This window comes from Aeromonas sp. 600282 (genome assembly GCF_049175755.1).
Classification (GTDB): Bacteria; Pseudomonadota; Gammaproteobacteria; order Enterobacterales; family Aeromonadaceae; genus Aeromonas; species Aeromonas veronii_A.
Map to the genome: position 1 here is coordinate 85,580 of NZ_JAAKVR010000019.1, position 11,490 is coordinate 97,069.

The window sequence follows — 11,490 nt, forward strand, 5'->3', positions numbered from 1 at the left end:
AAAGGAACGGACTGGAGTGCGATCATGAGTTCACCTCGATCACCTGACCGTGCTGATATTGATTGAAACTGTTCATCTGGCCGGAGAGCGCCAGCAGGCGAGCCAGCGACACCACATATTGATAAGCCGCCGCCGCACGTTGGGTCTTGACTCCTGCCAGCTGGTTCTGGGCATCCACCACATCAAGGGAGGTAGAGAGTCCCTGCCCGAAGGCCTTGTCCCGCAGTAGCACGTTCTCCTCTGCCAACGCCTGGGTGGAAGAGAGGGATTGATACTCCTCCAGCCCCTGCGCTGCTTCGCGCCAGGTCTTCTCCACCAGCAGCTTCAGATCATCGCGAGTCTTGGCCTGCAGCAGATTGACCTGCAGCTCGGCGCTCTTGGCTGCCTGCACCGTCTCGGAACGGCCATCGCGACTCACCAGCGGCATGCTGACACCCACCCCCACCAGCCAGTCCGGCGCGGTCTTGGAGGCGAGCGAATCATCTTCATAGAGGTTGTAGTTGCCGAACAGGAACACCTCGGGGGCATATTTGCCCTGCTCGACCCGGATCATCCCCTTGGCCTGCTCCTTCTTGGCAATGAGCAGCTTGAGACCGGGGTGCACCTCCAGGGTCTGGCTCACCAACCCCTCGAGGCGCGGCAGCTCCTTGTTGACGAACAGGCCGCTGCCCGGCTGGGCATTTGGCAACTTCAGCATGCGGCCGAGGGCCAGTTCGGCGATCTCGAGGCTGCGGCGCGCCTTCTGGGTATCGATGCGCGCTCTGTCATAGGCCGACTGGGCGGAGAGACGCTCCACCCTGGCTATCTGGCCCTGCGCTTCTAGCTTCTTGGCATGATCCAGATGGTGGGCCAGCCCCTCTTCGATCTCCTGTTTGGTCTGCACCACCTGAGCAGCCAGCACCACGCCGAAATAGGTCTGGGAGAGGCTCTCGAAAGTGGACTGCTCCTTGAGCACCAGCAGCTGTTGCGCCTCGCTCACCTGCGCCTGGCGGATATCCTGCGCCGCATCGATGCGACCACCGGCAAACAGCGGCCAGAGCATCTTGACCGAGCTGGTCACCACATTCTGTTTGGTCAGGGGGGTGACAAATGCGTTGGCTCCGACCCCGAACAGGCTGCCGAGTGCCAGGATCAGATCTTTCTGCTTGGCCAGCGGATTGAGATCGAGGGCATCAAGTTCAATCGGCTGATCAAGATGGGTATAGCTGGCCCCCAGATCCACCTTGGGCAGATACATATCCTTGGCCGCCTCGCGCAGCTGCTTGGCCCGATCGACCCCGGCCTGCTCGGCAGCCAGCCCTTCATCCTGCTGGATGACCCGGGTCCAGGCTTCGCCAAAACTGATGGTTTGCGCCTGCGCCGACCCCAGCACGGCCCCCATCAGACACGGCCAGAGTGATTTAATGAACCTTGACGTCATAGATCCCCAATCCGCTTTTGTTGCATAAATGTTTGGAGCATTTGCTCGATTTAAGCCAGCTATCATAACGCAAAGCGGGCCTGCAAGTGGACTGACAATTATGCAGGCGTCCGACCCGAATGGTACAGCGCTCACTCTCCGGCAATCTGGCCGTTTTTCAATAACTCCAGAATTTGCAAGCCTTGGCGCGACGTTTTTTTCAGAAAAAAATGGCTGACGCTCAAATACTAACCTTTTCTCCTGCCTAAAAAATGCGTAATATACGCCGCCCTAAGCCGATGGTAACCGTGGAATGCAGATAGGTCCCCACACGCTTGAAACTCCCTTGATTGTGGCTCCCATGGCCGGTGTAACTGACCGACCATTCCGTGAACTTTGTTTGCGATTGGGGGCTGGCATGGCCGTTTCCGAGATGCTGCTGGCCAACCCGGATGTCTGGGATACCCAGAAAACCCGGATGAGGATGGATCACTCTGCAGAAGGCGGATTGCGATCGGTCCAGATTGCCGGAGCCGACCCCGAGATGATGGCGTTTGCTGCCCGCTACAACGTGGAGCAGGGCGCACAGATCGTCGACATCAACATGGGATGTCCGGCAAAAAAAGTGAATAAGAAGTTGGCAGGTTCTGCCCTGCTGCGTGCCCCCGATCAGGTCAAAGCAATTTGCCGGGCCGTGGTGGATGCAGTGGAGGTGCCTGTCACCTTGAAGATCCGCACAGGATGGGATCCGGATAACCGCAATGGCGTGGAGATCGCCCGAATCGCCGAAGATTGCGGTATCGCGGCCCTTGCCGTGCATGGTCGTACCCGTGCATGCCTCTACAAGGGCGAAGCGGAGTACGACACGATCAGGGCGATTAAGCAGGCCGTATCGATTCCTGTTGTCGCCAATGGTGACATCAACAGCCCGGAGAAAGCCCGGTATGTCCTCGACTATACCGGTGTAGACGCCGTGATGATCGGCCGAGCTGCGCAAGGACGACCCTGGATTTTCCGGGAAATCCGTCATTTTCTTGAGACGGGCACCAAGCTGCCGCCTCCCGAGAGGGAAGAGGTTCGCACCCTGATGAACGAGCATGTAACCAACCTGCACCGGTTTTATGGTGCATATCTGGGAGCGCGCATAGCCCGTAAACACGTGGGCTGGTATCTGGATGAAGAAGAGACGGGCCGAGAATTCCGTAAGCACTTCAATGCCCTGGATTGCGCAGACGCGCAACTTGAGGCACTCGAAGCGTATTTCGATGGATTAGGTTAACAAGATAACTAAAGAGCCGACCGAATATGTTCGAACAAACCCTGACTTCTGATGCATTGGTAACAACTACTCACAATCACGCTGCCGAGCCGACCCAGCGCCCCCTGCGTGACTCTGTGCAACAGGCCCTGCGTAACTACCTGGCCCAGTTGAACGGTCAGGAAGTGATTGATCTGTACGATATGGTTCTCTCCGAAGTCGAAGCGCCGATGCTGGACGTGATCATGCAGTACACCCGTGGTAACCAGACTCGCGCTGCCGTGATGATGGGTATCAACCGTGGCACCCTGCGCAAGAAGCTCAAGCGTTACGGCATGAACTGATTGCTGGCCGCGAGCCGCGACGGCGGTTCAAGGCAGATGCGAAAGGCGTCAGGTAGCAATACCTGGCGCCTTTCCTTTATGCTCTCCCCTCCATTTCACCATGACGACCCCGATGAACCGCACTCCCCTGCTGCTGATGGTACTGGTCACCCTGCTGGCCGCAGCTGGCTGGCTCTTCTCGAAAGAGGCGATCCGCGAACTGCCCACTGCCGCCTTTATCGGCAGCCGTTTTCTGCTGGCGGCGCTGCTTTTGCTGCCCTTGGCCTGGTTGCGCGAGCCACCGCCGACTCGCGCCCAACTGCTGCGCGCCGCCGGCTGCGGCACATTGCTCGGCGCCAGCCTGTTGCTGTGGGTCACCGCCATCAGCCAGAGCGATGCGCTGGGCAGCGGCGCCTTTATCATGAGCGTCGCGACCCTGATGGCACCGCTGGCCGCCTGGGGAGCCTTTCAGGCCAAACCCGGCCGCCACTACTGGCTCACCCTACCCATCGCCATCGCCGGTTTGCTGCTGCTCTCCAGCAGTACCCACTGGGGCGTGTCGCTCTCGCTGTTCTGGTTTCTGGCGGCGGCCACCACCCTCGGTATCCAGCTTGCCGTCCATCGCCACTTCGCCCAATCCATTGCCCCCACCTGGCTCACCTGCATCCAGCTGGCGATGACCGGCCTGCTCGGCACCCTGCTCTCCCTGCTGACCGAACAGTGGCCCGAGGCTGGAGTCAGCCACGGCATCTGGGGCTGGTTTGCGGTGAGCGTCTTGATCGCCACCACCCTGCGCTACTGGCTGCTCACCCATGCGTTGAGCAAGATGACCACCGCCCATGCCGCCCTGATGATGCTGCTGGAACCGGTCTGGACGCTGATCCTGAGCACCCTCTTCTATAGCGAGCCGCTCGGCGGAGCCAAACTGGCCGGTGCCGGACTGGTGCTCGGCGCTCTGGTGCTCTACCAGCTTCCCCTGCTGCTGCGCAGTGCACGGCTCAAAACGCCCGTCTGATCCGCGTCACCGCCCTGCGGGGCGGTGTCACCATTTCCCTCCTGTTTGCTTATCTTGTCCTGCCAATGCTGACGCTCTGTTAACGACATTTAACCCTTGGTATCCATAGGGTTAAAGGGCATACCCCATGAAAAAATGCCATATGGCCAGCTTGATGAAGGTCACATTCCTGCCCCTCTTCGCTCCCTATGATTCCCCCATCATCGGTCTGGACAATCCTGACGATGGCCACACATGGGAATAACAAGAGAAAAGACTATGCAGCAAACCAGCCCCCTCAAGACGGTCACGGTCAGCATATTGGCAACCGCCATGCTGATCTTTGTGGCCCAGTACCTGATAGGCAAGCAGGAGATCAAGATAGGCATCGCCATCATTCCGATCCTGCCGATGCTCTTTGCCGTCATCATCGGCATGATTGTCTCCGCCAAGCCGGTCAAGGATCGCATCCCCGGCTGGAAGAGTCTCTTCACCGAGAAAGAAGAGGGCTTCTGCGGCAAGATGGTGGGCTTCAGCCTGCTGATCCTGGGTACCCAGTACGCGGGGATGATCATCCCCAACCTGAAGATGATCCTGAGCGTCGGCGTACCGCTGTTCCTGCAGGAGATTGGCAACCTGCTGCCGATCCTGATCGCCATCCCGCTGGCTGTGAAGTTCGGCTTTGGCCGCCGCGCCATCGGGGCCTGCTCCTCCATCAGCCGTGAGCCGTCAGTCGCGGTAATTCAGGGCAAGTTCGGCACCGGCTCTCAGGAGTACATCGGCGTGCTGGCTATCTACCTGTGCGGCTCCGTTATCGGCACCCTCTGGTTCAGCGTACTGGGCAGTATCGCCCCGCTCACCGGCCTGCACCCGCTGGCGCTGGCTGCCGGCTCCGGCGTGGGCTCAGGCTCCATGCTGAGTGCCGCCTCCGGCGCCCTGATCAACGGTCTCGACGAAGCGCTGGCTCAGCAGGTGCTGAGTATCGCGGCAGCCTCGAACCTGCTCTCGTCTGCCCTCGGCGCCCTCTCCCTTACCTATCTGGGTCTGCCGCTCGCTGAAAAAATCTATGCCCTGACTGCCAAAGGAGAGAAAGCATGAAAAGCATCGTAATGGATATGCGGTTCGTCTTTCTGGCGATCCTGCTGGCCATGTTTACCCAGACCCTGACCACCGGCACTCCGCTCTGGCTGATGGGTGACAGCTTTATCGCCATGTCGCTGGTGGTGTTCGCCTCGCTGATTGCCAAGCGCTACCTGCCCTCCTCCCTGCCGGCATTTGCCTATGCCACCATCATCGGCATTCTGATCTGCCTGCCGGAGACCCCGGTGCGCGGTCTCTTTATCGACGCCGTTGCCAAGATCTCCTTCCTCTCCTGCTGCGTACCGCTGCTGGCCTTCGCCGGTCTCTCGGTGGGCGGTCAGCTGGAAGAGCTGAAGAAGATGTCCTGGAAAGTGATCCTGATCTTCATGATCGTCTCCACCTGCTGCTTCTTCGGCGCCTCGCTGGTGGCCCAACTCGGCTTCTCCATTCAAGGGATCATCTGATGAACAACATCCACATTGAACCGGCCCTGCTGGCCCTGCGCGACTTCAGCCACGAAGTACGCCACCATCTGCACACCATTCCGGAGGCCTCCGGTGTCGAGTTCAAGACCTCGGCCTACTGCCGCGAGCTGATGGCAAACTTCGGCTACCGTCTCACCGACTACCCGGGCTTCACCGGTTTCCACGGCGATCTGGTGGTTGATCCTGTGCTGCCGACCATCGCCTTCCGTGCCGACATGGATGGCCTCGAGATGCACGACATGAGCGACGTTGCGTTCAAGTCAACCCACGAGGGAATGGCTCACAACTGCGGTCACGACTCCCATATGGCGATCGCCTTGACCGCAGCCAAGTTTCTGGCCGCCAACCGCGATCGCCTGCATTACAACGTCCGCTTTATCTTCCAGATGGCGGAAGAGGACATGCGGGTGCCGGGCGCCGAGAAGATGGTCGAACTGGGCTGTATGAAGGGGGTGGACGAGGTCTATGCCCTCCATAACGACGGCGCCATGGAGACCGGCACCATCAAGTTCAACCACGGTGTGATGTCCTCCTGGGGCTCCGCCTGGACACTGGATGTGCACGGTATCTCCGCCCACGGCTCGACCCCCCACAAGGGGCTGGATGCCATCCGTGAAGCGGTGCGGATCATCGAGGACATGGACTACATCGTCGCCAAGCGCACCAGTCCGTTCAGTCCGGCGGTATTCGGCTGCGGCATGATCAACGGCGGCACCATTCCCAATGCCATCGCCGACCATGTGCAGGCGCGCGGCACCATCCGCGCCATGGATGCCGAGACCGACCAGATCCTGAAGAACAGCTTCAAGGAGATTGTGGCCCAGAGCGAACTGCGCGGCTTCAAGACCAAGATGGTCTATGCCGGGTATCCGGCTGTCGAGAACCACGCCGATGCCTGCGCCCGTCTGCTGCAAGCGGCCGCCGATGTATTGCCCTCTGAGGGGATCAACGCTCAGGGGCAGCCGATGACCGGCAGCGAAGATTTCAGCTACATGGTCAACGCCTGCCGTGGCCGCAAGGGGGCCATGTTCTTCCTCGGCAGCGGCTGTCAGGCCAAGGGGATCTGCAACTACCTGCATGCGAATCCCTACTACCTCGATGACGATTGCCTGCTGGTCGGAGCCCAGATCTTTATCAATCTGGCGACCCGCAGCGCTTAATCCCGCATACCGATAAAACCAGAAGAGAGGCCAAGGCCTCTCTTTTTTTGTCTCTGTATTTTTGCTCTGTACGCGGCAGACACCCCGCGGCTAGAGCCATGGCAACTCCGCCATATTGGCAGCGGGCGGCTGGTTGATAAGGTGCAGCTGCACCGTCTCCCGGCTGATATGGGGGGCGTAGAGGTGGATAAAGTCGTACATGTAGTCACGCAGGTGGGCATGTTTGCGCAGGCAGATGTGGGTCGCGCTCGAGGCGATCAGGTGGTCGATATTGAGACTCACCAGATCCTCCCGATCCCCCTCGTCGAAGGCCACGCTGGCAATCACCCCGACCCCCATCCCGAGCCGGACGTAGTGCTTGATCACATCGGTATCGGTGGCGGTCAGCACGGTTTTCGGCGAGAGGCCGTGGCGGCTGAAGGCCTTGTCCATCTTGGATCGGCCGGTAAAGCCGAATACATAGGTGATGAGGGGATAGCGAGCCAGATCCGCCATCGACAGCGGCTGGCAGTCGAGCAGCGGATGACCGTGGGGTACCACCACGCTGCGCCCCCAACGATAGCAGGGCACCGCGGCCAGCTCGTCGAACAGATACATGGACTCGGTGGCGATCGCCATATCCACATCGCCGCTTTGCACCATCTGGGCCAGTTGGGCAGGTGCCCCCTGATGGAGCTGGATCGCCACATCGGGATAACGACGGCTGAACTCGGTAATCACCGCTGGCAGCTTGTAGCGAGCCTGGGTGTGGGTGGTGGCGATACGCAGCACCCCGCTGGTGGCCAGCTGCTCCCCCAGCGACAACTGGTTGATCTGCTCCACCTGCGCCACGACCCCCTTGGCCAACTCCATCACCTGCTCGCCTGCGCTGGTCAAGCCGACCAGATTCTTCCCCTTGCGGGTAAAGAGGGCGAGCCCCAGCTCATCTTCCAGCATCTTCATCTGCTTGCTGAGGGTTGGCTGGGAGGTGTAGAGCTTCTCCGCCGTCGCCGAGATGTTGAAGTTGTTCTTCACTATCTCGGTAAAGTTCTTGAGCCGGGCGATGTTCATCTGGGCAAGGGATCTCGCTGCTGCGGCCAGTGGGCCTGACCTGAAAAAGAGAGAGCGGGGCTGGCCCCGCAGCTGACTGCCGACCATACCACAGCACGGCGCACGATAATCTGCCCCAGGTCAGAAAGCCGCGCGCTAGTCGCAGGCGAGCTTGATCCCGAGTCCGACAAACAGGGTGCCGATGCCCCGGTTGAGCCAGCGGCCGAGACGCTGTGACAAGCGTACCCTGTGGCTGGCATAGACGGTGGTAAAGACCAGCAGGTGACACCAGATGATACCGCCCAGGTTGAAGATGCAGCCGAGCAGGATAAAAGCGAACGCCTTGTCGGGGGCATCCGGTGCGATGAACTGGGGCACGAAGGCGAGGAAAAAGAGCGCCACCTTGGGGTTGAGCACATTGGTCAGCACTCCCTGCCGGTAAATCTGGCCATATGAGAGGGCAGGCAGGGTGGCCCCTCTCTCCATTGCACCCGTAGCCTGCTGGCGCAGCAGGGAGAACCCCAGATAGATGAGGTAGATGGCACCAGCCAGCTTGATGAGGGCAAACAGTTCGGCCGACGCGCTAAGCAGGGCCGACAGACCGAGGGCCGCCGCCAGCACATGCACCATGACACCGGTGCCGATGCCCAACGTCGCGACCGAACCGGCACGCCACCCTTGCGAGCCGCTGCGCAGCATGACCAGCAGGGAGTCGGGTCCCGGCATGATATTGAGCAGCAACCCCGAGACCATAAACAGTGCAAGATCATGAATACCGAACATCATCCCTCCCCTCGTAAAGAAAAACCAAACAAAAAGGGCTCCGCAGAGCCCTCTTTCCTTTCACTCTGCGGCAGCTGACGCATCATCAGCTGTCCCGCCAGCCATCAGGGCCGCAGCGCCTTGTCCGCCCGCGAGATGCCGCAGACGCCGGAGCGCACCACTTCGATGATCTCGTTGGTCTGGGCGGCAGTCTTAATAAAGGCATCCAGCTTCTCGCTGGTGCCCACCAGCTGCACCGTGTACTGCTCGGGGGTGACGTCGACGATCTGGCCACGGAAGATATCCGCCAGCCGTTTCAGCTCGTCACGGGCCCCACCGGCGGCGCGCGCCTTGACTAGCGCGATCTCCCGCTCGATATGCTCCCCTTCGCTCAAATCGCACACTTTGAGCACATCCACCAGCTTGTGCAGTTGCTTCTGGATCTGCTCCAGCACCCGCTCGTCACCCATGGTGACTATGGTCATGCGCGACAGAGTGGGATCCTCGGTCGGTGCCACCGTCAGGGTCTCGATGTTGTAGCCGCGCTGGGAGAAGAGGCCCACCACCCGGCTCAGGGCGCCAGATTCGTTCTCCAGCAGTACCGAAATGATATGCCTCATGATATTTCTCCCGCCTTGCTCAGCCACATCTCGTCTTTGATGGAACCAAACTTGAGCTCCTTGAGCACGACCGAAATAATATGCTCCATCGTCAGGTCCTCTCCGTCTTGCTCAGCCACATCTCGTCCATGGCGCCAAACTTGATCTGCATCGGATAGACGTGCTCATCCGGGTCGACCGAGATATCCATGAACACCAGCCGATCCTTCATGGCGAAGGCTTTCTCCATGGCGCTCTCCAGCTCGGCCGGATCGCTCACCGCAATACCGACGTGGCCGTAGGCTTCCGCCAGTTTGACGAAGTCCGGCAGAGACTCCATGTAGGAGTGGCTGTGACGACCGCCGTAGAACATCTTCTGCCACTGCTTGACCATGCCCAGCGCACGGTTGTTGATGGAGATGATCTTGATGGGCACCCCGTACTGCATGCAGGTAGAGAGCTCCTGAATGTTCATCTGCACCGAGCCATCGCCGGTGACGCAGCAGACCACCGCATCCGGGTTGGCAAACTGGGCCCCCATGGCGGCCGGAATGCCAAAGCCCATGGTGCCGAGGCCACCGGAGTTAATCCACTGGCGCGGTTTGGCAAACGGGTAGTAGAGGGCGGCAAACATCTGGTGCTGGCCGACGTCGGAGGCGACGAACGCCTGACCCTGAGTCACCTTGTAGAGGGTCTCGATAACCTGTTGCGGCTTGATCTGGGTGGCCGACTTTTCGTAGGCCAGACAGTGACGGGCGCGCCACTGATTGATCTGGCTCCACCAGTCCGCCAGCGCCTCCTTGTCGTTATCGAAGCCACACTCGCGGATCACTTCCAGCATCTGCTCCAGCACGGTTTCCACCGAGCCGACGATGGGCACATGGGCCTGCACCGTCTTGGAGATGGAGGTGGGGTCGATATCGATATGAACCACGGTCGCATTGGGGCAGAACTTGGCCACGTTGTTGGTGACGCGGTCATCGAAGCGGGCACCGACGGCGAAGATGAGATCCGCGTTGTGCATGGTCTTGTTGGCTTCGAAGGTGCCGTGCATCCCCAGCATGCCGATAAATTGCGGATGGACGCCGGAGAAGGCCCCCAGCCCCATCAGGGTGGTGGTCACCGGCAGATTCAGCAGCTCCGCCAGCTTGGTCACCAGATGGTCCGCATTGGCGTTGATGGCGCCACCGCCCACATACATCACCGGGCGCTGGGCTTCTACCAACAGCTTGGCTGCCCGCTTGATCTGCCCTTTATGGCCAGACTTGGTCGGGTTGTAGGAGCGCAGGGAGACCGTCTCGGGATACTGGTAGGGGAATTTCTCTTTCGGGTTCTGCACATCTTTGGGCAGATCCACCACCACCGGCCCCGGGCGGCCGCTGGCGGCAATGTAGTAGGCCTTCTTGATGGCCTCGGGAATATCGCTCGCCTTCTTGCACAGGAAGCTGTGCTTCACCACCGGGCGGGAGATACCGATCATGTCGGTCTCCTGGAACGCATCCTCACCGATCATGCTGGTCGGCACCTGGCCGGAGAGGATCACCAGCGGAATGGAATCCATATAGGCGGTGGCAATACCGGTAATGCAGTTGGTCGCTCCCGGGCCCGACGTTACCAGCACAGTCCCCACCTTGCCGGTGGAACGGGCGTAACCGTCAGCCATGTGAACCGCGGCTTGCTCGTGCCGCACCAAGACATGCTCCATCTTGCCGTTTTCGAAGAGAGCGTCATAGATGTCGAGCACTGAGCCACCAGGGTAGCCGAAGACGTGCTCAACTCCCTGATCTTCCAGCGCTCTAACCACCATCTGGGCGCCTGATAACATCTCCATGATAAAGCCCTCCAGGCTTTGCTCCGTTTAGCGAATCCCGCCGACGATGCCGTGCTTCCCGGCACGGCCCGATCCGTTTCTTGTTGTTATCTGAATGCAGATCGGCCCAATTCAGCCCCGTCGACAGTAGAAAAAAAGGATTTTTCCGTCATTCACCCGAAAATAGGGTGAAAAACCAACTTAACCCGCTTCATAACGCTTGTCCACGGCTTTATCTGACCATAACAGTCATACATTTCAACCGGCTATTAACATTCAATGACTTGCCGCAGCGACCATGAGACAAAAGGGAAGGAAGTCGGGGAATGGCCAGCGGATCATTCCGCAGAGGGGAAAAACAGCCACAAAAAAGCCCACCGCTCAGCGGTGGGCTTGATGCCGAATGATGACTCAGCTCTCCTGATCCGGCTCCGCCAGCCAGATCTGCTGATCCGGATCGGTCTCTTCACTGACCGAGATGCTGACCCCCATATCGAGCAACTCGTGCAGGGTGAGATTGTCAGCCAGGTTCATGACTTCGCCGTTTTCATTGGTAAAGCGCATTTGCTCCGTCCTCTCCTTGGTGGGATC

Annotated in this window: 12 protein-coding genes; 6 read left to right on the forward strand and 6 right to left on the reverse strand. The window is 59.7% G+C overall.

The window, feature by feature from the left end; all coding sequences use genetic code 11:
- Positions 1-22 precede the first annotated feature (22 nt).
- On the reverse strand, positions 23-1,420 hold the full coding sequence (locus G5137_RS17235) for a TolC family protein (RefSeq protein ID WP_368176298.1): 1,398 nt from the start codon (positions 1,418-1,420) through the stop codon (positions 23-25).
- Positions 1,421-1,712: 292 nt separating this feature from the next.
- Between G5137_RS17235 and dusB the strand changes: the two genes are divergently transcribed.
- From dusB to G5137_RS17265, 6 genes are all read left to right on the forward strand, one after another.
- Positions 1,713-2,678, forward strand: coding sequence for a tRNA dihydrouridine synthase DusB (dusB, locus tag G5137_RS17240; protein WP_019445016.1), 966 nt, complete (start codon positions 1,713-1,715; stop codon positions 2,676-2,678).
- A gap of 26 nt (positions 2,679-2,704) precedes the next feature.
- Positions 2,705-3,001, forward strand: a complete 297-nt coding sequence (gene fis / locus G5137_RS17245; RefSeq protein ID WP_005309538.1) for a DNA-binding transcriptional regulator Fis — start codon at positions 2,705-2,707, stop codon at positions 2,999-3,001.
- A gap of 112 nt (positions 3,002-3,113) precedes the next feature.
- On the forward strand, positions 3,114-3,995 hold the full coding sequence (locus G5137_RS17250) for a DMT family transporter (RefSeq protein ID WP_421255709.1): 882 nt from the start codon (positions 3,114-3,116) through the stop codon (positions 3,993-3,995).
- 258 nt (positions 3,996-4,253) lie between these two features.
- Complete coding sequence (locus tag G5137_RS17255; RefSeq protein ID WP_005358215.1) at positions 4,254-5,072, forward strand: DUF3100 domain-containing protein; 819 nt, start codon at positions 4,254-4,256, stop codon at positions 5,070-5,072.
- Positions 5,069-5,518, forward strand: a complete 450-nt coding sequence (locus G5137_RS17260; protein ID WP_033114935.1) for a hypothetical protein — start codon at positions 5,069-5,071, stop codon at positions 5,516-5,518. The genes G5137_RS17255 and G5137_RS17260 overlap by 4 nt, the downstream gene beginning before the upstream one ends.
- Positions 5,518-6,699, forward strand: a complete 1,182-nt coding sequence (locus G5137_RS17265; RefSeq protein WP_421203467.1) for a M20 metallopeptidase family protein — start codon at positions 5,518-5,520, stop codon at positions 6,697-6,699. The genes G5137_RS17260 and G5137_RS17265 overlap by 1 nt, the downstream gene beginning before the upstream one ends.
- A 90-nt stretch (positions 6,700-6,789) precedes the next feature.
- On the opposite strand, the gene G5137_RS17270 is transcribed toward G5137_RS17265, so the two are convergent.
- From G5137_RS17270 to G5137_RS17290, 5 genes are all read right to left on the reverse strand, one after another.
- A complete protein-coding gene (locus G5137_RS17270) occupies positions 6,790-7,749 on the reverse strand; it encodes a LysR substrate-binding domain-containing protein (RefSeq protein ID WP_421255710.1) in 960 nt (319 codons plus the stop codon).
- A 135-nt stretch (positions 7,750-7,884) separates the two neighbouring features.
- Positions 7,885-8,511 carry a LysE family translocator gene (locus G5137_RS17275; protein ID WP_421255721.1) on the reverse strand — a complete coding sequence of 209 codons (627 nt, stop codon included), beginning with the start codon at positions 8,509-8,511 and terminating at the stop codon, positions 7,885-7,887.
- Between the two features lie 104 nt (positions 8,512-8,615).
- Positions 8,616-9,110: an acetolactate synthase small subunit gene (gene ilvN, locus G5137_RS17280; RefSeq protein ID WP_005311605.1), complete on the reverse strand. Its 495-nt coding sequence runs from the start codon at positions 9,108-9,110 to the stop codon at positions 8,616-8,618.
- Between the two features lie 91 nt (positions 9,111-9,201).
- Positions 9,202-10,920, reverse strand: coding sequence for an acetolactate synthase 3 large subunit (locus tag G5137_RS17285; protein ID WP_268012578.1), 1,719 nt, complete (start codon positions 10,918-10,920; stop codon positions 9,202-9,204).
- Between the two features lie 390 nt (positions 10,921-11,310).
- On the reverse strand, positions 11,311-11,463 hold the full coding sequence (locus tag G5137_RS17290; protein ID WP_201952724.1) for a hypothetical protein: 153 nt from the start codon (positions 11,461-11,463) through the stop codon (positions 11,311-11,313).
- Positions 11,464-11,490: the final 27 nt, after the last annotated feature.